This window comes from Blautia sp. St.27G3 (assembly GCF_059728505.1).
The window spans coordinates 379521-400954 of sequence record NZ_BAAGFO010000001.1 but is presented as its reverse complement, the minus strand read 5'-3'; the positions used below and the strand labels follow the sequence as shown (position 1 = coordinate 400954).

The 21434-nt window shown below is 46.8% G+C and carries 17 protein-coding genes; 14 read left to right on the top strand and 3 right to left on the bottom strand.

Features of this window, described 5'->3' with window-relative positions; all coding sequences use genetic code 11:
• Positions 1-46: 46 nt before the first annotated feature.
• Positions 47-910 (top strand): polysaccharide deacetylase family protein, encoded by an 864-nt coding sequence (locus AC6I2O_RS01725; protein ID WP_497741611.1) that lies wholly within the window; start codon positions 47-49, stop codon positions 908-910.
• A 175-nt stretch (positions 911-1085) separates the two neighbouring features.
• Here AC6I2O_RS01725 and tnpC read toward each other — a convergent pair whose 3' ends face one another.
• Positions 1086-2522 (bottom strand): IS66 family transposase, encoded by a 1437-nt coding sequence (gene tnpC / locus AC6I2O_RS01720; protein WP_497741574.1) that lies wholly within the window; start codon positions 2520-2522, stop codon positions 1086-1088.
• A 394-nt stretch (positions 2523-2916) separates the two neighbouring features.
• Between tnpC and AC6I2O_RS01715 the strand changes: the two genes are divergently transcribed.
• The 4 genes from AC6I2O_RS01715 to AC6I2O_RS01700 all read left to right on the top strand — a co-directional run bounded on the left by AC6I2O_RS01715 (position 2917) and on the right by AC6I2O_RS01700 (position 8789).
• Entirely contained in the window at positions 2917-3840 is a 924-nt protein-coding gene (locus tag AC6I2O_RS01715; RefSeq protein WP_497741610.1) for an SGNH/GDSL hydrolase family protein, read from the top strand.
• Between the two features lie 71 nt (positions 3841-3911).
• The gene (locus tag AC6I2O_RS01710) at positions 3912-5405 is read left to right on the top strand and encodes an MBOAT family O-acyltransferase (protein WP_120393554.1); all 1494 of its coding nucleotides are present in this window, start codon (positions 3912-3914) and stop codon (positions 5403-5405) included.
• 12 nt (positions 5406-5417) lie between these two features.
• The gene (locus tag AC6I2O_RS01705) at positions 5418-7679 is read left to right on the top strand and encodes a DNA topoisomerase III (RefSeq protein ID WP_497741609.1); all 2262 of its coding nucleotides are present in this window, start codon (positions 5418-5420) and stop codon (positions 7677-7679) included.
• Positions 7680-7754: 75 nt separating this feature from the next.
• The gene (locus AC6I2O_RS01700; protein WP_120393552.1) at positions 7755-8789 is read left to right on the top strand and encodes an aldo/keto reductase; all 1035 of its coding nucleotides are present in this window, start codon (positions 7755-7757) and stop codon (positions 8787-8789) included.
• A 61-nt stretch (positions 8790-8850) separates the two neighbouring features.
• Here AC6I2O_RS01700 and AC6I2O_RS01695 read toward each other — a convergent pair whose 3' ends face one another.
• A complete protein-coding gene (locus AC6I2O_RS01695; RefSeq protein WP_497741608.1) occupies positions 8851-10212 on the bottom strand; it encodes a spore germination protein in 1362 nt (453 codons plus the stop codon).
• Positions 10213-10415: 203 nt separating this feature from the next.
• Positions 10416-12002 carry a polysaccharide deacetylase family protein gene (locus AC6I2O_RS01690; RefSeq protein ID WP_497741607.1) on the bottom strand — a complete coding sequence of 529 codons (1587 nt, stop codon included), beginning with the start codon at positions 12000-12002 and terminating at the stop codon, positions 10416-10418.
• Positions 12003-12205: 203 nt separating this feature from the next.
• On the opposite strand from AC6I2O_RS01690, the gene AC6I2O_RS01685 reads away from it, so the two are divergent.
• The 9 genes from AC6I2O_RS01685 to AC6I2O_RS01645 all read left to right on the top strand — a co-directional run bounded on the left by AC6I2O_RS01685 (position 12206) and on the right by AC6I2O_RS01645 (position 21417).
• The gene (locus tag AC6I2O_RS01685; protein WP_497741606.1) at positions 12206-12961 is read left to right on the top strand and encodes an SIR2 family NAD-dependent protein deacylase; all 756 of its coding nucleotides are present in this window, start codon (positions 12206-12208) and stop codon (positions 12959-12961) included.
• A 110-nt stretch (positions 12962-13071) separates the two neighbouring features.
• Positions 13072-13713, top strand: coding sequence for a type I phosphoribosyltransferase (locus AC6I2O_RS01680; RefSeq protein ID WP_120393548.1), 642 nt, complete (start codon positions 13072-13074; stop codon positions 13711-13713).
• Positions 13714-13961: 248 nt separating this feature from the next.
• A complete protein-coding gene (gene hisH / locus AC6I2O_RS01675; protein ID WP_120393547.1) occupies positions 13962-14576 on the top strand; it encodes an imidazole glycerol phosphate synthase subunit HisH in 615 nt (204 codons plus the stop codon).
• A 65-nt stretch (positions 14577-14641) separates the two neighbouring features.
• Positions 14642-15406, top strand: a complete 765-nt coding sequence (gene hisF, locus AC6I2O_RS01670; protein ID WP_120393546.1) for an imidazole glycerol phosphate synthase subunit HisF — start codon at positions 14642-14644, stop codon at positions 15404-15406.
• Between the two features lie 51 nt (positions 15407-15457).
• Complete coding sequence (locus AC6I2O_RS01665) at positions 15458-16132, top strand: uracil-DNA glycosylase (RefSeq protein ID WP_120393545.1); 675 nt, start codon at positions 15458-15460, stop codon at positions 16130-16132.
• Between the two features lie 37 nt (positions 16133-16169).
• Positions 16170-17195: a M42 family metallopeptidase gene (locus AC6I2O_RS01660; protein WP_497741605.1), complete on the top strand. Its 1026-nt coding sequence runs from the start codon at positions 16170-16172 to the stop codon at positions 17193-17195.
• Between the two features lie 37 nt (positions 17196-17232).
• Complete coding sequence (locus tag AC6I2O_RS01655; RefSeq protein ID WP_497741604.1) at positions 17233-18066, top strand: tRNA threonylcarbamoyladenosine dehydratase; 834 nt, start codon at positions 17233-17235, stop codon at positions 18064-18066.
• A gap of 173 nt (positions 18067-18239) precedes the next feature.
• Positions 18240-19478: a serine hydroxymethyltransferase gene (gene glyA, locus AC6I2O_RS01650; protein ID WP_120393542.1), complete on the top strand. Its 1239-nt coding sequence runs from the start codon at positions 18240-18242 to the stop codon at positions 19476-19478.
• A 412-nt stretch (positions 19479-19890) separates the two neighbouring features.
• Positions 19891-21417, top strand: a complete 1527-nt coding sequence (locus AC6I2O_RS01645) for an efflux RND transporter periplasmic adaptor subunit (RefSeq protein WP_497741603.1) — start codon at positions 19891-19893, stop codon at positions 21415-21417.
• Positions 21418-21434 lie beyond the last annotated feature (17 nt).

The window sequence follows — 21434 nt, the reverse complement described above, 5'->3', positions numbered from 1 at the left end:
TGTCGTCATAAAATGGATACAGGCACTCAGAGGAAGGAGAAACACGATGGGACTCAGACGGGATTTGCTCTTATTTCCGGGCGGCAAGAAAAAAGCGCTGACCTTCAGCTATGATGATGCGGTAACGCAGGATGCACAGCTTGTCAGGCTGATGAACCGCTACGGAATGAAAGGAACTTTTAACATTAATACGGGACTTCTTGGAACAGAAAAGACGTATACAAGAGACGGAAAAACAGTTTCACAGAACAGGCTGGAGAGGGAAGCGATCCATGCAGTCTATACAGGCCATGAGCTGGCGGTGCACGGTCTGACCCATCTGGATCTGGCCCTGGCAGGAAATGCGGCGGCAGCATATGAGATCATGGCAGACCGTAAAAATCTCGAGGACCTGACGCACACTCCTGTGCGGGGTATGGCCTATCCGTTCGGCACCTGGAACGAAGCGCTTGTAAACCTGCTTCGCAGCTGCGGCACGGCCTATTCCCGAACGACAAAAAGTACCGGAGCATTTACAATCCCCGAGGAGTTTCTCACATGGAACCCCACTTGCCATCACGCAGATGAACAGCTTTTTGTCCTCGCAGAGCGTTTCTTCGAACCCGAACAGAAATACTCCGGCCCAAGACTTTTTTACGTCTGGGGTCATTCCTATGAATTTGATCTGCGGGAAGACTGGGAACGGATGGAGCTCTTTCTGGAGCAGATGTCCGGCAGGGAAGAAATCTGGTACGCATCAAACATCGAAATCTGCGATTATGTAAAAGCCTCCCGGCACCTGCAATACTCCGCCGACGGCAGATACATCCATAACCCGACAGCCCTTGATATCTGGCTGTTCGTCAACCAGGCTCCCCACATTTGCCCATCTGGACAAACAATCTGTCTCGATAGGCAAGAAACAGTGTAGCGATACAATCGGGCTAATAAAGGCCTAATCTATTTTGGTAAAACGTTTCACCGCCAATATATAATTTTAAGGTAACAGGAGAACTCAAATGAAGAAAAATGTTCGATGGATTTTTGCAGCAGTTGTATTTGTCGTCATTGGACTTATGCTGTTTTGTAACTATTCAGAGCCAACACTATTCAAAGATGAAATTAGGGTGGCCTGAAATTGCATTTTTGATTGCTTCGTAAGCATTGTATCCCTGCTTATGTGCCGTACCAACGTAGGACATGATTTTCAGATAATCTCTGGCGCCTTCTTCAGTTCGGAAGCAGCCGGATACTTTGGTCTTAACCTTTATCATCCGAAGATCACGCTCTGCCTGGTTGTTATCAAACGGAACCATGAAGTTATGGATAAAAAGGCAGACCGAGGCCTTGTGATTCGCAAGGCGTTCTACCAAGGCAAGGATTTTTCCCTTTTTCTTCCGTCCACGTTTTTTCTCTGTGGTTTCCAGAAGAGGATTTTCTTTCCTTGCCAGTTCGAGGAGTTCATCATACTTCTTATCGAACTTATGATAGTGATAATAGCTCAGAGAGTCCTTGCCTTTCTCTATCGCTTTCTCTTTGACCTTTTTCATTTCCAGTAAAAGGTTTATAAACGCAGATGTCCATTTCTGGTCAGGATGATTTTCATTTATCCCTGTCAGCTCACGGAGTAGATGGGCACAGCAGACTGCATGCCGTATATCCAAGTAGTTCCAGTAGGAAGCCCAGCAGTCATGCATGGCAATCCCTCTGAATTCTGGGAGAACACCGCATTGCTCCATGCCTTCGGTCCCACGTTTGGGACTGATATCAAGATAGGTATATTCACAGTTTGAGGCATCATGAACCCACCAGAGCTTTTTATCCACTCTGGTTCCGGTTTCATCGAAATGTCCAAGTGAGGAACCGATCATCTTATCCTTTATCTTACCGACTGTTTCACTCAGGCTGTCAGCGCATCTTTTTACCATGCTGCTGATCGTTCCTGTTGCAATCGGAATGTTAAATACTCCGGAAAGAATCTCATGAGTGCGTTTGATGCTGACTGCACCCACGGTGTTTAATGCGACAGATAGTGCCTGCAGGTTTTCACCATATTGTACGGTTGCTTTTACATCAGAAGGGAATTCTCCTCTGCGGGTGTCCCCATGCAGCATACAGATTGGAAGTTCCAGTGCCTGATGTTCTGTTACATTGACTGTAACAACCGCATCAATCACATGGCGTTTTTCTGCGATGCATGCGGTGCCTTTACACATCTGATAGTGCGGACATCCTCCGCATGAGGATGGCATATGCCTGACGATTTCGTCCGGAGCTGTTATCACCGCCAGATGTGTTCCCTGGTGTCCGCTCTGCCCGCCAGCTTTTTTCCCGGATGGCTTCCGGAGACTCTTTGGGGCAGGCTTTTTAAAGCCATCGCTGGATGGCGGTTTGGAACTGTTTTTGGAATTCTTGTTAAGCTGTTCCTTCAGTTCCTGTATGGTCTGATTGAGTTGGGCAATCAACTGAGTCTGAGCAGCGATAGTTGTTGATAATGCTTCATTTTGTTGTAATAACTGTTTAATCAGTTCATCGTTTGTCAACCGGACCACCTTCTTCCGATAAAATTTGATACTTCTATTTTAACGGAAAATGAGCCAAAAAGCGAATCATATCGTTTTGGTGTACTGTCAAAATGACGGTGGATAACCAGAAAAAATCAGAGATTAACTGCCGATAACTCTCGGATAAAATTGACAAATAGTCCATTATTAGGCTGTGATCAAGGATTGATGATGCCATAATCCACAGGCCAAAAGCACTTGGCAGTTATATTGAAAAGTTATCCACTTTTCGTGATAAAGTAATGGTAAAACAGAAATTTTATTTTCTCTGTTTTGACCAAAAATCAATATGCACTAAACGGGGTGCTGAATAGTTACGCTGTTTTTTAATATTTCCGAAGTATTACGCAGAAAAGGAGGCGGTGCAGCAGACATGGTGCACTCCTTTTACGATATCGAGGAGAATACGCTGGATGTTCTCTGCATGGGAAGCAGCCACGGTTACTCTGCCTTTCAGCCGAATACACTCTGGAACGAGTTTGGGCTGACCTCATATGTTCTGTGCAGTCAGCGACAGACTGCGGCAACGACTTACTATCTTTTACAGGAAGCATTAAAATACCAGAAGCCAAAAGTACTGTTTCTGGAATCATACTATTTCTTTTCTGCAAAAAAATATACCGATGAGGCCGCGCTGCGCCTTGCGATTGATGGTATCCGGCTTGGCAGAGTAAAGCATGAGGCGATACAGGATTTGTTAAGTGGACATTCGAAGAAGGAATGGTTGTCTTATTATCTTCCGTTTTTAAAATATCATGGCAGATGGAATGATCTGAAAAATACAGATTTTCATTCTGACAACTATCTGAAGGGTTCCATCTTTGATTTTGAAGTCTATCCGATGGAGGAGCCGGAGCTGCCGGAAGATGGCAGGGAAATTCCGGACGTCGTGTATGAATACCTGGAAAAAGTCATAGCACTTTGTGAAGAAAATGAGATACAGCTTGTTTTGTTCACGGCGCCGTACGGGTATGAGGACGATTTGAAAGGATACCTGAAAAAGCAGCAGATCAATGAAACGCTGGAATCATACCTGGAACAGCAGGGCATTCCGTATCTCTATTTTCAGAAAACAAAGGAAGCCGGAATTGATTTTGCCACAGATTTTCGGGATTATGCGCATTTAAATACGAATGGCGCTATGAAAATAACAAGGAGCCTGGGAAAGTATATTACAGAACACTATGCTCTGCCAGATCACCGCGGGGACGAAGCATATCAGTCCTGGCAGGAAGACTATGAAGCGTTCCAGAGCAGGATTAATGCGATGTATGCAAAGAAAAATGAGCAGGAGTAAATGTGCTGAATCTGGAAGTGCAGAAATGTGCACTGAGATCAGTGTGGCTAAATAGATGGAGGATGTAGATTATGTTGTTTAATTCCCTGGAATTTCTTTTGTTTTTTCCGGCGGTCTGTCTGTGTTATTATGTGATACCGTACCGTGTGAGATATCTGTTCCTGCTTGCGTGCAGCTACTTTTTCTATATGTGCTGGAACCCGCAGTATGCGCTGCTCATGCTGACTTCTACGGTGATTACGTATGCGTCGGGGCTTTTGATTGATTCCGCGGATAAAGTGACCGATGAAAAACAGCGAATCCGCAGGAAAAAGCTGTACGTAGCGCTTTCCTTTGTGAGCAATCTGGCGATTCTGTTTTTCTTTAAGTATTTTGATTTTGCAGCAGATTCTGTGGTTCGCATTCTTTCTATGGCGGGGATTGAGGCGCGGGTTCCGGCTTTTGACGTGATTCTTCCGGTCGGAATTTCGTTTTATACGTTTCAGGCGCTCAGCTATACGGTAGATGTTTACCGCAAGGATATTTACGCGGAACGTAATTTCTTGAAATACGCGCTGTTTGTATCGTTTTTTCCGCAGCTTGTTGCAGGGCCGATTGAACGGTCAAAAAATCTGCTGATTCAGATCAATGAAAAGCATAAATTTGAATTCGAGCGTGTCCGCAGCGGTCTGTTGCTGATGCTGTACGGCTATTTCCAGAAAGTTGTCCTGGCCGAGTATCTTGCTGTTGTGGTTGACAGTGTGTACAATACGTATACAGAGCGGACAGGTTTTCAGCTTATGATTGCCACGATCTTCTTTGCATTTCAGATTTACTGTGACTTTGGCAGCTACTCCAACATTGCAATCGGGGCGGCAAAAGTGATGGGCTTCCGTCTGATGGAAAACTTTAATACACCGTATTTCGCTGTGTCGGTTGCCGATTTCTGGAGAAGGTGGCATATTTCTCTTTCCACGTGGTTCCGGGATTATCTGTATGTTCCACTCGGAGGAAACCGCAGGGGCAGGGTACGGAAATGGTTTAATCTGATGGTAGTGTTCCTTGCTAGTGGTCTGTGGCATGGGGCAAGCTGGCATTTCGTTGTCTGGGGCGCAATGAACGGCGCATACCAGATCGTCGGAGATTGGCTGCGTCCGCTACGGGAAAAAGTGATGAAGGTACTGAACGTGGACAAGACAGCGTTCAGCCACAGATTCTTGCAGATGCTGATCACATTCGGCCTTGTGGATGTCAGCTGGATTTTCTTCCGGGCTTCATTTCGGGAGGGCATTTCGATCCTGAAATCAATCCTCGGATTTGGCAGCATTCACTGGTTTACGTGGGGCGACAATCTGAAGGCCATGGGTTTGACGCCGGAAACAAGAAATCTGCTTGTTGTGTCACTGTTGATTCTGCTTGTGGCGGATATCTGCAAATATTGCAAAATCAGTATTATCGAGTGGCTGTGCGCACAGGGGATATGGCTGCGCTGGCTCATATATTATGTTGCAATTTTTGGGATTTTGATTTTCGGTGTGTATGGCCCGGGATTTGATGCAAGTCAGTTTATCTATTTTCAGTTTTGACGGGGATTGCTTATGAAAACACTGGTATTGGCAGAAAAGCCCTCGGTAGGGCGGGATATTGCGCGGGTGCTCGGGTGCCCGCAGAAAAATGACGGATATCTGGAAGGACGTACGTACGTCGTAACATGGGGACTTGGACATCTGATCGAGCTTCAGGACCCTGAGGGATATGATAAGAAATACAAAGAGTGGAAGCTTGAGGAGCTGCCGATTATGCCGGAAAAGCTTCAGACCGTGGTGATTGGAAAGACTTCGAAGCAGTATCGAAAGGTACAGACATTGCTTGGCCGCGGTGACGTGCGGGATGTGGTTATAGCGACGGATGCGGGCCGGGAGGGCGAGCTTGTGGCACGGTGGATTTTACAGAAAGCGGGCTGCCGCAAACCGTGCCGACGGCTGTGGATTTCTTCTGTGACGGATAAGGCGATCCGGGAAGGGTTTGCGAAGCTGAAGGACGCCAAAGAGTATGAAAATCTTTTCCGTGCAGCCGTGTCACGGGCAGAGGCAGACTGGCTGGTTGGTATTAATGCGACGAGAGCGCTGACATGTAAATACAATGCACAGCTGTCCTGCGGCCGGGTACAGACGCCGACGCTGGCGATGATTGCAAAACGGGAAGAAGAGATACGGAAGTTTCAACCGCAGATTTACTATACGCTGACCGCAGATTGCCAGAATATCCGTTTTCAGTGGAGGGACAGCGGTTCCGGAAGTTTCCGTACGTTTTCAAAGGAACGGGCAGAAGAGGTAAAGCGATCTTTGCAGAACGGCGTACTGACGATTACAAAAGCAGAAAAGAAAAAGAAAAAAACGTATGCACCGCTTCTATATGATCTGACGGAGCTGCAAAGAGACTGTAATAAACGGTTTGGATATTCCGCGAAGGAAACGCTGAATATCATGCAGAGGCTGTATGAGAACCACAAAGTTCTGACGTATCCGCGTACAGATTCGAGATATCTGACCTCAGACCTTGTGCCAACGCTCGCAGAGCGTGTTGCATCGTGCGGCGTTGGTCCTTACAAAATACTTGCAGGGAAGCTGCGCGGCAAGAAATTTGCAGGAGCATTTCCGTTTGTGAACAATGAAAAGGTTTCAGATCATCATGCAATTATTCCGACCGAGGAAGTGCCGGAACTTTCGCATATGACGGTGGATGAACGGCGTGTATACGATCTGGTAGTGCGGCGGTTCCTGGCTGTTTTATATCCTCCGTTTGAATATGAGGAAACCGTGCTGACAGCGCAGTGTGCCGGGAAATCAGGCGCCGGGAGGCTTCCGGAAACAAAGAGTAAAAACAGTGCAAGAAACGATGGAGCGCCTGAGCTGGTAGCAAAAGGAAAGACAATTCTGGTGCCCGGATGGAAGGATGCATACGGGGAACTTGCAGGGGAAGAGGAAGACTCAGAGGAGGATTTACAGGAGCAGATACTTCCGGCTGTTTCACAGGGACAGAAGCTTTCAGTTCGTTCTGTTTTTTGCAGAGAGGGAAAAACGAAACCGCCTGAGCGATTCCGGGAGGCCACTCTTTTATCCGCGATGGAGAATCCCGTACGGTATATGGAAAGCAGTGACCGCAGCAGGGCAAGGACACTGACGCAGACCGGGGGGCTTGGAACGGTTGCGACCCGGGCTGATATTATTGACAAGCTGTTCGGCAGCTTTTTGATGGAAAAACGCGGACAGGAGATTTATCTGACAGCGAAAGGCCGGCAGCTTTTGGAGCTGGTTCCGGAAGAGCTGAAGAAGCCGGAGCTGACGGCAGACTGGGAAATGAAGCTGGCGCGCATTGCCTCTGGAGAGATTCGGCGGGATCGGTTTATGGAAGAGATCCGAGGATATACGAGGGAACTTTTGCAGGAAATTAAGACGCAGGAAGGCACATACCGTCATGAAAATATGACAAATAAAAAATGCCCCGACTGCGGGAAACGTTTGCTGGCTGTGAATGGGAAAAACGCAAAGCTTCTCGTCTGTCAGGACAGAAACTGCGGTTACCGGGAAACAATTTCCAGGATTTCAAACGCCCGCTGCCCGGTTTGTCATAAGAAAATGGAGATGTCCGGAAGCGGTGAGCACGCGACCTTCTTCTGTGCCTGCGGTTATCGGGAACGCCTGGAGAAGTTTAAGGAGCGCAGGCAAAAGGAAGGGGCAGGCGTGACCAAGCGGGATGTGGCAGCCTATATGAAAAAGCAGAAAAAAGAGGCGGAGCAGCCAGTCAATCATGCTTTTGCGGCGGCTCTTGCGGGAATCAAACTGGATCAAAAGAAATAAATGCATGAATAGAGAATGAAATAAGAAGAGGAAATAGAAAAATTGTGAAAAAATAGAAAGAAAAAGGAGGGTATTATGAAGTACGTAACATTAGGAAAAACAGGCTTAAAGATCTCAAAAGTCGGTTTGGGCGGAATCCCAATCCAGAAAAGCAATGCGCAGGAGGTAAAAGCGCTGTTGCAGGCTCTGATAGAACAGGGTGTGAATTACATTGACAGTGCCAGAGGCTATACGGTCAGCGAGGAGCTGCTTGGAGAGGCTCTGGAGGGGATGCGCGATCGGTTTGTTCTTGCGACAAAAAGTATGGCGAGAACAAAAGAGGCAATGGAAAAGGACATTCAGATCAGTTTGCAGAATTTCCGCACGGATTGTATTGACCTGTATCAGGTACACAATCCGAGCGAGGCAGATCTGGAGACTGTGCTGGCGCCCGGCGGCGCTCTGGAAGCCCTTCAGGAAGCAAAGGCAGCAGGAAAGATCGGGCATCTTGGCATTACAGCACATTCTCTTGCAGTATTTGAGCGGGCTTTGGAGCTGGACTGGGTGGAGACAATTATGTTTCCTTATAATATTGTGGAATCGCAGGGCGAAGCGCTTATGGCAAAATGTACAGAGAGAAACATCGGTTTTATTGATATGAAGCCGCTTGCGGGAGGCGCGATTGAGGATGCAACTTTGGCGCTGCGTTACATCTGCGCGAATCCGGATGTGACGGTTGTGATTCCGGGTATGTACAGTGTGAAAGAAGCGGAAGAGAATCTGGCGGCAGTGCTCAACGAGAGTCCGTTAACAGAGGAAGAAAAGCAGAAAATCGAAGCGATACGTGGACAGCTTGGAACGAATTTTTGCAGACGCTGCAATTATTGCCAGCCGTGTACAAAGGGAATCAGTATTGCAAACGTTTTTCTGTTCGCAGGTTACTTACAGCGATATGATCTGGGCGAATGGGGCTACAGCCGTTATCAGACACTTCCGGTAAAGGCAGATGCATGTGTGGACTGCGGTCTATGTGAGACGCGCTGTCCATATCATCTGCCGATCCGGGAGATGCTGAAAAAGTGTGCAGCGGATATGAAAACATTTGAAGAAACCCGCGCGGCAAAGCAGTAGTTGTATCATTGATATGCAGGGAAATTTTTCGTTATTTTTTGGCAGGCGGCGCTGTTTTTGGTTAGTTTAATTTTACATTCAGATAGTTTCTGCCTGACAGCGTTTTGTTGGTACACAGCAGTACGAGCAGAAGAATGCAGCCTGCCAGAAATCCAATCCAGTTAAACGCGGCAGTCAGAATCAGAAGGATAATTCGCATGAATTTGACTGCATAGCCAAGTTCGAAGTTGGGCTGTGTGTAGTTGGCAATTGCAACGAATGCCATATACAGCATGACCTCTGAATTGAACCAGCCGGATTTTACAGAAAATTCTCCGAGCACAAGTCCGGCAAATACACTTAAAGGTGTACTCAGCATACTCGGCGTATTTAAGGATGCGAGCCGCAGACCGTCAATCGCGAGTTCCAGGATCAGAAGCTGATAAACCAGTGGGATATTTACGATGTCTTTGACTGCTACAAATTCAAAAGCAGGCGGAATCCACTCCGGGTTCAGCATCAGAAGTAAAAATACCGGCGTCAAAAAGACAGTCAGTAAAAGGATCATGATCCTTGTCATCTTCAGATACAGGGCAGTCCAGGCCGGAAAATAGTAATCGTTTGCCTCTTCAATCATATCAAGGATTGAGGTTGGCAGAATCATGGCGGCGGGAGAGTTGTCAACCAGGATGGCAACTTTTCCTTCCATGATACAGGCTGCCGCGGTATCCGGACGTTCTGAAAACTTGAATTTGGGAAACGGATTGTACCAGCGTGAGCCGATCAGAGCCTGTGCGAGGCTTTGCTGATTCATACACAGATCAGGTACGTCAATGGCCTCAATCTTTTGACGCACGTTGTTCAGCAGATCATGGTTTACGAGATTTTTCATATAACAGAGCACGACGTCAGAACGGGACGAAGTGCCTACTTCCAGCATTTCCATGACCAGGTTGGGGTCGCGGATGCGTCGGCGGATGAGCGCGGTATCAAAGACGACTGTTTCGACAAAACCATCCTTGGAGCCGCGCAGGGATTTGTCTTTTTCTGGTTCTTCGACGCTGCGGACCGGGTATGTCCGGCAGTCAATTGTGATGCCTGCCGCGTAGCCGTCAATAAAAAGTACGAGGATGCCGGAGAGCACCGCGCGTGTCAGTTGATCGAAATCATTGTAAATATCTACTTCTGTATAGGGGATGAGCTGCTTGGAAAAGGCAGTGGCATCTTCCGGCATGTCTTCTTCTTTTATCTTTAGCAGTGAGTCCATGATTTTTTGCATGGAGTCATCTTTTAACATTCCGTCCAGAAAATAGAGCGAAGTATCGCGTCCACCGATTTGTATATCGCGCTGAATCAGGTCAAAGCTTTCCTGAATTGGAAGCAGGCGGCTCATTGTGTCGCGGTTTTCACGTATTTCTGTGTAAGCAATTAATTTTTCCGGCATGGGTTTGCCCTCCGTTTTCAGTACAGGGAGCTTTTGTACAGATCGAAAATCTGCCTCCTGTAAGTTCATTCGGGAAAAGTATACCCGAAACTGGTAAATTTTATACAGAGACAGAAAAAACCGCCGCAACACAGTCCCGGAAAATTCCGGAAAAGTGTGCGGCGGCTTGATGCAGCAAAGGGAGGAGATGCTGCGTGTTTTATTTAAGATTCTCCGTTTGCAACAACAGGGGTTGGGCGTCTTGTATCGAAGACTTGTGAAGCCGCAAACATGTTGTCAAGAACCGTAGTTCCGCCCTGGCTGGATTTGTACAGCAGATAGCCGTCGAGGTTAATACGTCCCTGACGGACATAGTTACTGCGGATTTGTACCCAGTAAGGCTGCGAGCTGTCTACGTTGCAGAAGTAATTGTAGCCGGCACTTTTGAAATACTGATACTTTTCATTTTCGGGGCTGTAATCCTGCCAGTCACCGATGTCATTTCCGTGGGCAAAAATGATCGTATCTACCGGGCCTACAATGTTGCGAACGTTGTTTACCCATTTTTCATTGTCAGTTTGCAGCTGTTCGACGGTTTTATTTGTTACACTTAAATGGCCCCAGGTATGGCTGGCAAATTCCCATCCGCTCTCCTTGATGGCCTCGGCAATTTTTGTAGCTTCAGCAATTTCGACAGAACGGTCAAAGTCCGGGTGCTCGGAAAGCCATTTGCTCTGGTCTTCCAGCAGATTGTCCCGGGTTTCGTAATCAGAATCTGTACGATAACCGAAGACACCGTTGTAGCCGGTGAGTGCGATCATACCGCGCGCTCCTTTGTATGCGCCGTCCGGATGTTCTTTTAAAAATGTGTTGAGGCGTGGTACCACATCAAAATCACCAATCTGTTCCGTGCCGTCTGCTGTGACATAATGACATTTTACTTCACCGTTCTCATCCAGAACAAGCTTGTCCGGGAATCCGGCCAGCTCATACGAATGATAGTAACTCAGGTCATCTACAGAAAGGACAATCGGCTTTTTGCCAGGAGGCAGCATCAGGCTTGTATTGGGACTGAAGGTGACATTCCCATTTGCGTCAGTGGATTCTACAACCAGATCGCGCAGACGCACAAACACGTAGCCGTTGTCATACATGGTCTGTGTGATTTTGTCAAATTCTTCGATTGTAGTCATCCAGGCATTCATACCGTCAACCGTTCCCTGACCGAGGACAGAGACATTAAATGCGCGACCCGGGTCATTTACAAGGGAATGATAGAAAATGTGGGGAACTGTATTAACGTCCACAGCCACGCAGGATGCTTTTTGCGTCTCGAAATCGCTGATGGCGGCCGTGATTTCAGTGTTTGACTCGTAATTCGGAACCGCCTTTAAAAGTTCGATTGCTCCATCATAATCATATCCCATGGCAAGAAGCTTTGCCTGTTCTAAAGTAGAGCTGTCTGAAGAAGACGGCGCTGCCGAAACGGATGCTTCCGTAACCGGCTCGACGGGCGCGGAGGTCTCAGTCTGGACAGGAGGCTCTGTTTGCTGTTGCATGGATGCCTGCTGTCCGGAGGTTCCTGTGGAGGAAGCTGCGTTCTTTGGCGAAGTGCTGCTTTTGAAAAGCGTCTGTGAACTGATAAAGACAGCGACGCCGACAACCAGTACCAGAGTACAAAGAACCACAATCCGCTGAATCATAACCTGCTGCTTTCGTTTTTGCCGCCGTAGACGGCGGCGTTCTTCAAAGTCGTCGTCATAATCGGTTGCCTGCTTCTTCTGATCGAGATCATCAAAATTTTCACTCATTTGTATATACTCCTCTCTAAACCGGTCCTGTTTTGCAAAAGGCAGATTTCTGCTGCCTGTTGTCACGCAAATACCGGATTATATTTGATAAAATCAGTTTAGCACAGATCAGAAGAAGTGGCAAACAGTTTTGCAGATACGATGTGTTGACAGGCGTTTTCAGATTAAGTAAAATAAGCGCAGAAAGAACGGAGGATAGCGGTATGATGGTAGACGGGAAAGAAACGGTACAGCAGGTATTTGAGGCCATTGAGCATGCAGAGATGTTTCTGATCGGAGTCGGAACAGAATGTATGCCTGTCCGGGAGCAGACAACGGTATTGAGAGAACCGTTTTTAGCGGACTGTGAGAAAAGCAGGTTTTATGAGGAACTTCCTGAGGAACATGAGGTGCTGCGCGCCTATCGCAGACTGCGCGAACTGATCGGGGCAAAGCCATATTTTGTGGTCACGTTGAATACGGATGATTTGATTTACCGGGCGGGATTTGAAGCAGATCTGGTTGTTGCGCCGTGTGGAAGCATGCGCAAATTACAGTGCACGGAGCACATTGTGGAAGCGGCCAAAATCCGGGATGAAATTCTGACACAGATGCAAGGGGGAGCGAAAGAATGTGAGGATGGCTGGCAGGCTTTGGCGGTGTGTCCGCAGTGTGGGCGAAGACTTGGTTTTCACACAATTAAAAATCCGGATTATTTGGAAGAGGGATATCTGCCACAGTGGAATAAATATATGAAATGGCTTTCCTGCACCTTAAATCGCAGACTTTGCATTTTGGAGCTGGGCGTTGATTTTGAATATCCGCAGGTGATTCGCTTTCCCTTTGAAAAGACAGCATATTTTAATCAAAAATCAAAATTTATTAGAATTAATAAAAAATTTCCACAATTAGCAGAGAAATTGTCGGTGCAAGGTATTAATATTCGGGAAAATCCGATTGATTTCTTGAATAGAAACTAAAAAATATAAAAATAGTCAATAATTATTGATATTTGAGTAGTACTTCTATATAATAGGTATATCTTTATAACGGAAGAGACATCAGCGTCTCAGAAAATGGAGGTGTATCTATGGAAACGAGAGCGACAAAGATTCACTCGGCTGTTAACAAGAATGCGATTATCCGCGTTATACCCGGCCATTTTGTAACCAATCATTCTCATATCAATTATTATGTGGATATGACGATCCTGAAATCGAGAAAGAGCGAGGCTGCTGCCGCGGCTTCCGTATTAGCTAGAAAATATTCAAACAGTGTCTTTATTGATACGATCATCTGTCTGGACGGCTGCGAGGTGATCGGGGCGTATCTGGCGGATGCTCTGACAGCATCGGGGATTATGTCCCTGAACCAGCATCAGACGATGTACATTGTCACCCCGGAGATAAACCCCGGAGGACAGCTGATATTCCGCGACAATATGCAGATGATGATACAGGGAAAGCACTGCTTGCTGCTGCTGGCTTCCGCGACAACGGGGCGCACCATAGCCCGTGCAGTTGAGTGTGTACAGTATTACGGCGGAATTGTTGAAGGAGTATCCGCGATTTTCAGCGCGAATGATCATGTACAGGGGATTGAGATCAATTACATATTTGGAGGGCAGGACATTCCGGGATATGAGACGTATGAGGCTTCGAGGTGTCCGATGTGTGAGAAAAAACAGAAAATTGATGCAATTATAAACAGCTTTGGATATTCGAAACTGTAGGCGGGCGGCTGTGTTAAGATACTAGGAGAAAAAGTTCCAATAAGCAGATTTTTGTAATGTAATCAGAACATTTTGTATACGGCTTGTATCGAAGAACATAATATGTTAAATTAAAAAGGAATGCTGTTGTTTTTTAACAGGATTCCTTTTTCGTATCACAGGAAATATTTTGTTCTGCTGACGCGTGAACGATTTACCTGTGATCGTTTGAAATTGCGGGATGATACAGGCATTTTGAGGAGAAAAGAATGATTGCAATTATTGATTATGACGCAGGCAATTTGAAAAGTGTGGAGAAAGCGCTATTTTATCTGGGTGAAAAACCTGTGATTACAAGGAAGCGGGAGGAAATACTGGCAGCGGATAAGGTGATACTGCCTGGTGTCGGGGCTTTTGGCGATGCGATGGAAAAGCTGCATCAGTATGGGCTGCCAGAGGTGATCAGCGAAACGGTACAAAAAGGAACACCGTTTCTTGGCATCTGTCTTGGTCTTCAGCTTCTGTTTGAATCGAGTGAGGAATCGCCCGGGGTAAAAGGTCTGGGGCTTTGTAAAGGGAAAATTGTGAGGATTCCGGATACTGGTAAGCAGAAGGTTCCGCATATGGGATGGAATTCTTTGCAGTATCCGTCTGCTGGCAGCAGGGGGCGTTTGTTTGCCGGGCTTCCGGAGGAATCGTACGTATATTTTGTGCATTCCTATTATTTGAAAGCGGAAGATCCGGAAATTGTAAAAGCATCCACGGAATATGTTGTGCATATTCATGCATCGGTGGAGCAGGGCAATCTGTTTGGCTGTCAGTTTCATCCGGAAAAAAGCAGTGAGACGGGGCTTGCAATTTTAAAAAATTTTGTGGAGCTGTGAAGCGATAGGAACCCGGCAAACACAGGAAAATAATATGAATGGGTTATTCTTGAGAGGAGAGCTGAATGTTTACAAAACGAATCATTCCATGTCTTGACGTACATAACGGGCGTGTCGTGAAGGGCGTCAACTTTGTGAATTTAAAGGATGCGGGCGATCCGGTGGAAATTGCGGCAGCCTATGATAAAGCCGGTGCTGATGAGCTGGTATTTCTGGATATCACAGCTTCTTCGGATGCAAGAAATACAGTGGTTGATATGGTCCGCGAGGTAGCCAAAAAAGTATTTATTCCATTTACGGTAGGCGGCGGAATACGGACAGTAGAAGATTTCCGACAATTGCTGCGTGAGGGTGCGGATAAGATTTCGGTGAATACGGCAGCCATTATGAATCCGCAGCTGATACGGGAGGCAGCAGAAAAATTTGGCCGTCAGTGTGTGGTTGTGGCGATTGATGCAAAGCGGCGTCCGGATGGTTCCGGGTGGAATGTATACAAAAACGGCGGCCGCGTGGATATGGGAATTGATGCAGTTGAATGGGCGGTGCAGGCAGACCGGATGGGAGCCGGCGAAATTCTTCTTACGAGTATGGACTGTGATGGCATGAAAACAGGATATGATCTGGAACTGACCCGTACGATCGCGGAGCATGTTTCCGTACCGGTTATTGCGTCAGGCGGCGCAGGCACGAAAGAACACTTTTATGATGCGCTGGCAGAGGGACAGGCAGACGCGGCGCTTGCAGCTTCTTTGTTTCATTATAAAGAACTGGAAATTTGTGAGGTGAAACAATATTTGCGGGGGCGCGGGGTTCCGGTACGCCTGCTTTGAAAAACATATTCATTCAGGAGAAAAATTACGAAAGAGAAGGAGGAATTTCACATGCCGCCGATTTCAAATGACTGGCTGGTACCGCTGAAAGCGGAATTCGGAAAACCATATTATGCAAAGTTGTATAAAACTATCAATGAGGAGTATCGGACAAGGGTGATCTATCCGCCTGCGGATGATATTTTTAACGCATTTGCTTTTACGCCTCTTGGCGAGGTAAAGGTAGTAATTCTTGGACAGGACCCGTATCATGGAGACGGTCAGGCGCATGGGCTTTGTTTTTCTGTAAAGCCGGATGTGGAGATTCCGCCTTCTCTTGTGAACATTTATCAGGAGCTGCATGAAGACTGTGGCTGTACAATTCCGAACAACGGATATCTGACAAAATGGGCCAAACAGGGCGTTCTGATGCTGAATACGGTGCTGACGGTGCGCGCGCATCAGGCAAATTCACATCATGGAATTGGATGGGAAGAATTTACGGATGCAGCAATCCGGATTTTGAATGAACAGGACCGGCCGATTGTGTTTATTCTCTGGGGACGTCCGGCACAGATGAAAAAGGCAATGCTGAACAATCCAAAGCATTTTATTCTGGAAGCGCCGCATCCAAGCCCTCTTTCTGCTTACCGTGGATTTTTCGGGAGCAGGCCATTTTCAAGGACAAACAAATTTCTGGAACAGAACGGGCTTACGCCGATTGACTGGCAGATTGAAAATGTATAAATAATAAAGAAAATCAGAGCAAAGGGAGAACGCGGGAATGAAACAATACATGGCTTATATTATGGAAATGACACAGAAACTGCTTGCTATTCCCAGCCCAACCGGCTATACGTACCGGGCGGCAGATTTTGTGAAGAAGGAGCTGGAAGCGTTGGGGTATCAGCCGGCACTGACCAGAAAAGGCGCTGTGCTGGTACAGCTTTGCGGCGGGGAAGACGGCATACTACTGGCGGCACATATGGATACACTGGGAGCGATGGTGTCTGAGATCCGGGAGAATGGACGGTTGAAGCTCACCAAAATCGGCGGGTTAAATTCTAATAATGCAGAGGCCGAAAATTGTAAGGTTTATACAAGAGACGGCAGAAGCTATGATGCGACATTTCAGCTTGCGAATGCTTCTGTGCACGTAAATGGCAGCTATGACGATACGAAGCGCAGTTATGACACCATGGAAGCTGTATTGGATGAGCTTGTAAAGACGAAAGAAGATACAGAGAAGCTTGGAATTATGGTAGGCGATTTTGTGTGCTTTGACCCGCGTACGGTGATAACGGAAAGCGGCTTCATCAAAAGTCGTTTTCTGGATGATAAGTTTAGCACAGCGATTCTGCTTGGATATGCAAAGTATCTGAAAGAGGAAAAGATTACGCCGAAACGTGCGGTTTATGTGATGATTACTTCATATGAAGAGGTTGGTCATGGGGGATGCGCTGGCATTCCGGCAGAGGTATCGGAAATCCTTTCCGTTGATATGGGCTGTGTGGGTGATGGTCTTGGCTGTGATGAGACGATGGTATCAATCTGTGCCAAGGACAGTGTCGGACCGTATGACTATCAGGTAGTCTCAAATTTGGTTCGGGCGGCAAAGGAAGCAAAGGTCGATTTTGCTGTAGATGTGTATCCGTACTATGGTTCTGATGCGGATGCAGCGCTTAAGGCTGGCTTTGACGTGCGGCATGGTCTGATTGGGCCCGGCGTGTATGCTTCGCATGGTTATGAACGTTCGCACCGAAAAGGGGCGGAGAATACGCTTCGGCTTTTGTGTGAGTACCTGAGATAGCAGGAATGCGAAAGTGGTGTCTGGAGGGATGTGTGCAATGAGTGTTGAGATTCAGAACGGAGAAGCAGACTGCGGGAGTTTGTGGCAGGAACAGGTTTCCAGATCGCGGATGCTGTTCGGGCAGGAGAATGTGGAAAAGCTGAGACAAGCACGTGTGGCGGTGTTTGGCGTCGGCGGCGTCGGCGGTTATGTGGTGGAGGCTTTGGCGAGAAGTGGTGTCGGAAAACTGGATCTGATTGACAGTGACGTGGTGGCGCTTTCTAATCTTAATCGACAGATTATTGCGCTGCACAGTACGGTTGGGCGGTACAAGGTCGATGTGGCACGGGAACGGATTCTGGATGTGAATCCTTTGGCGGAAGTCCGCTGCTTTCGGACTTTTTTTCTTCCGGAGACGGCGCGGCAGTTTACTTTTGAGGAGTATGATTATGTAGTTGACGCGATTGATACAGTAACCGGAAAGCTGGAACTTATTGTACGATGTGAGGAAGCAGGGGTTCCTGTGATCAGCGCAATGGGCGCAGGTAATAAGATGAATCCGTTGGCGTTTGAGGTGGCGGATATTTATGAGACATCGGTCTGTCCACTTGCGAAAGTTATGCGCAGAGAATTGAAAAAACGGGGAATTTCGCATTTGAAGGTTGTATATTCCCGTGAAAAGGCACGTATACCTATGGTAGAGGGCGCAAATGCTGTAAGTGGAGCAGAAAATTCTGCGTGTGAGGCAGCACAGACGGATAGGACAGATAAGAAGGGCCGCCGGCAAACACCGGGGAGCAATGCGTTTGTGCCGGCAGTGGCAGGACTGATTCTTGCCGGAGAGGTTGTAAAGGATTTGTGCGATGAAAAGTATACGGCAAGGACCGAATAGCAATGGAGACAGCAAAGTGTATTTGAGACACGGACATTTGAAAAAATGAGACGAACAATCGCTTGACAATTTAAAAGAACCGAAGTATGATGTTTGAGATATGCCAAAGATAGTCGGTAGGAAGCTATTTTTGGTGAAAAATATAAGCAAAAGAATAGCAGGAGGAAAAAACGATGTATTCACTTGATGAGGTTCGGTGCGTGGACTGTGAAATAGCTGACGCGATCGTTGCAGAACAGGAGCGTCAGAATAGTCATATTGAACTGATTGCATCTGAAAACTGGGTATCCAAGGCTGTGATGGCTGCAATGGGAAGCCCGCTGACTAATAAATACGCAGAGGGGTACCCGGGGAAGCGCTATTACGGCGGTTGTGAGTGTGTGGATGTTGTGGAAGACCTGGCCAGAAACCGGGCTATGGAACTGTTTCATTGCACCTATGCAAATGTACAGCCACATTCCGGTGCACAGGCAAATATGGCAGTATTTTTTGCCCTGTTGAAGCCGGGCGATACAGTGATGGGAATGAACCTTGCACATGGCGGACATCTGACACACGGAAGCCCGGCAAATCTTTCCGGTGCATATTTTAATATTGTTCCGTACGGTGTAAATGATGATGGATACATTGATTACGATAAAGTACATGAAATTGCTCTGGAATGCCGCCCGAAGCTGATCGTGGCAGGAGCAAGCGCGTATGCCCGCACGATTGATTTTAAGCGTTTCCGTGAAATTGCAGATGAGGTTGGCGCTTATCTGATGGTCGATATGGCGCATATTGCCGGTCTTGTAGCAGCAGGTGTGCATCCGAGTCCGATTCCGTATGCACATGTGACGACAACGACAACACATAAGACATTGCGTGGCCCGAGAGGCGGTCTGATTCTTTCCAGTGCTGAGTTTGCAAAGGAAGCGAATTTTAACAAGGCGATTTTCCCGGGTATTCAGGGCGGTCCTCTGATGCATGTCATCGCAGCAAAGGCTATTTGCTTTAAAGAAGCGCTCCAGCCGGAATATAAAAAATATCAGGAGATGGTTGCAAAGAATGCAAAAGCTCTTTGCAGCGGCTTGATGAACAGAGGCATCCGCATCGTATCAGGCGGTACCGACAATCACCTGATGCTGGTTGACCTTACCAGTGTGGGCAAAACCGGAAAGGAAACGGAACATCTCCTTGACAGTGTGAATATCACGTGTAATAAAAATACGATTCCAAACGATCCGCAGTCGGCATTCGTGACAAGCGGTGTACGCCTTGGTACACCTGCGGTTACAACAAGAGGCCTTGTGGAAGCAGATATGGACACAATCGCTGAGGCGATTGCAATTATGTTAAAGGATGAGGCTGATTGTGAGACGCGTGCACGTGCACTTGTGAAGTCTCTGACAGATAAATATCCGTTGCTGTAAATAACGTTGAAGCAGCGCTTTCGTATTGTACTGTTTTGCGGTAAATAAAAAAGAATTTTTGAAAGCAGGAGCCGTTGTAAAATATTTTGCAACGGCTTCTGTCCATTTAATAGAGATCAGGAATTTGCGCATGGATGGTTTGACGAAAGTACGGTTTTTATAGGCATTCGCAGGGAATGATTTGTAATAATTTTCATATATTTGTGACGAATCGGAGTTTTATGCGTCATATAGACAGAAAAATCAAGATGAAAGAACTTGTACTGAGAGGAATTCAAAGGAGGTTTACAGGGGGAGAGAATTTGTGAAAATTCCGTGTCTTTAAGAACTATTAAGAAAAAATGTCTTTTATTTCAAGATAATTGTGGTATAGTGGTGAAGTAAATTATTTTGTTCGAAGGGGAGTATTTTGATGAAGAAATTCGTAGTTACCGTATTGATCCTCGGCATATTAGGAGCGGGTGGATACGGTGTTTATCATTATTTTTTTGAGAATAAAGGGGAAGCGGAGCGTGTTTCTTCGGACGCAGAGAACGCTGTATATGTAGATCTGGTATCAAATATAACCGGTTTTGGGAGCGGAAACGGACTGATTGACCGTTATGGCGGAAAAGTAGAGCCGCAGGCTACGCTGGAGGTAAAGCTTGAAAGCGACCGGAAGGTAGAGGAGTGCTTTGTCAAAGAAGGGGACGAGGTACAGGAGGGGCAGAGGCTGTTTGTCTATGAGACGCAGGAGGATGAAGACAAAATTGCGCAGGCAGAGATAGACATTGAGAAAGCGGAAGGCGATATTGAGATTGCCCAGAAGGCGATCAAGCAGTATGAAAAGGATAAAGCCAACGCAACAAATTCCGACGATCAGCTTATGGCTACCACTAATATCCTCTCTACCCAGAATGAGATCAAATCAAAAGAATATGAGATAAAGACAAAAAAACTTGAGATGGAGAAGCTGCGTGAGTCGATTGCAGGTGCGACGGTGACGGCAGACATGGGCGGTATTGTCCAGAAAATATCAGATTCTTCCGGGCAGGACAATTATGGCTACGGTTATGGTTCGGGCGGAGACAGTGCATACATAACTATTCTTGCTGCGGGAGATTACCGTATTAAGGGCAGGATCAATGAACAGAATATGAATCAGATTGATGTAGGGATGCCGATCATCGTACATTCGCGTGTGGATGATTCTTTGACCTGGAACGGAACAATTTCGGAGATCAAGACTGACAACACGGATGAGGACGAAAACAACAACAATTTTTATTACAGTGGTATGAACTCTGAATCTAGTTCTTCGAGCTATGCGTTTTATGTGGAACTGGAGCATTCAGAGGGCCTGATTCTCGGACAGCATGTTTATCTGGAACCAGATCTTGGTCAGGAAGAAGAAAAAACAGGCCTTTGGCTGGAAGATTACTATGTCATACAAGAAAATGACAAGGCCTATGTGTGGATGGCAAATACTGCAAATGTGATCGAAAAACATGAGATTACACTTGGTGAATACGATGAAGAGCTGATGAAATACGAAGTGACAGATGGTCTTGACGCAGAGGATTACATTGCATATCCGATGGATACGATACAAGAGGGTGACCCGGTGATCTATAACGATTATATGAGTATGGGCCTGGGTGGTATGAACATGGATATGGGAGATATGGGCCTGGACGGCATGGACATGGATATGGGAGATATGAGTCTGAACGGCATGGATATGGATGAAATGAACATGGATGGCATGAGCCTGGATGACATGGATGGTGAAATGCTTTCTGATCCAGGAGCAGATGTCTTTGATTTGGATGCGGACAGTGATTCAGGGGAAGAAATGCTGGATGCCTATGATGCAGATAGCGATAATGATGAAGATGTGTTGGATCTTGATGAAGAGGCAGATGATGATTCAAGTGAAGATGCAGAGCAGGAAAATTAAGGCGGGGAGGTTTTTTT

Bases quoted from the DNA above. Each gene is read 5' to 3' on its own strand.
- AC6I2O_RS01725 (WP_497741611.1), top strand. From the start codon at position 47: ATGGGACTCAGACGGGATTTGCTCTTATTTCCGGGCGGCAAGAAAAAA.
- AC6I2O_RS01715 (WP_497741610.1), top strand. From the start codon at position 2,917: ATGGTGCACTCCTTTTACGATATCGAGGAGAATACGCTGGATGTTCTC.
- AC6I2O_RS01710 (WP_120393554.1), top strand. From the start codon at position 3,912: ATGTTGTTTAATTCCCTGGAATTTCTTTTGTTTTTTCCGGCGGTCTGT.
- AC6I2O_RS01705 (WP_497741609.1), top strand. From the start codon at position 5,418: ATGAAAACACTGGTATTGGCAGAAAAGCCCTCGGTAGGGCGGGATATT.
- AC6I2O_RS01700 (WP_120393552.1), top strand. From the start codon at position 7,755: ATGAAGTACGTAACATTAGGAAAAACAGGCTTAAAGATCTCAAAAGTC.
- AC6I2O_RS01695 (WP_497741608.1), bottom strand. From the start codon at position 10,212: ATGCCGGAAAAATTAATTGCTTACACAGAAATACGTGAAAACCGCGAC.
- AC6I2O_RS01690 (WP_497741607.1), bottom strand. From the start codon at position 12,002: ATGAGTGAAAATTTTGATGATCTCGATCAGAAGAAGCAGGCAACCGAT.
- AC6I2O_RS01685 (WP_497741606.1), top strand. From the start codon at position 12,206: ATGATGGTAGACGGGAAAGAAACGGTACAGCAGGTATTTGAGGCCATT.
- AC6I2O_RS01680 (WP_120393548.1), top strand. From the start codon at position 13,072: ATGGAAACGAGAGCGACAAAGATTCACTCGGCTGTTAACAAGAATGCG.
- hisH (WP_120393547.1), top strand. From the start codon at position 13,962: ATGATTGCAATTATTGATTATGACGCAGGCAATTTGAAAAGTGTGGAG.
- hisF (WP_120393546.1), top strand. From the start codon at position 14,642: ATGTTTACAAAACGAATCATTCCATGTCTTGACGTACATAACGGGCGT.
- AC6I2O_RS01665 (WP_120393545.1), top strand. From the start codon at position 15,458: ATGCCGCCGATTTCAAATGACTGGCTGGTACCGCTGAAAGCGGAATTC.
- AC6I2O_RS01660 (WP_497741605.1), top strand. From the start codon at position 16,170: ATGAAACAATACATGGCTTATATTATGGAAATGACACAGAAACTGCTT.
- AC6I2O_RS01655 (WP_497741604.1), top strand. From the start codon at position 17,233: ATGAGTGTTGAGATTCAGAACGGAGAAGCAGACTGCGGGAGTTTGTGG.
- glyA (WP_120393542.1), top strand. From the start codon at position 18,240: ATGTATTCACTTGATGAGGTTCGGTGCGTGGACTGTGAAATAGCTGAC.
- AC6I2O_RS01645 (WP_497741603.1), top strand. From the start codon at position 19,891: ATGAAGAAATTCGTAGTTACCGTATTGATCCTCGGCATATTAGGAGCG.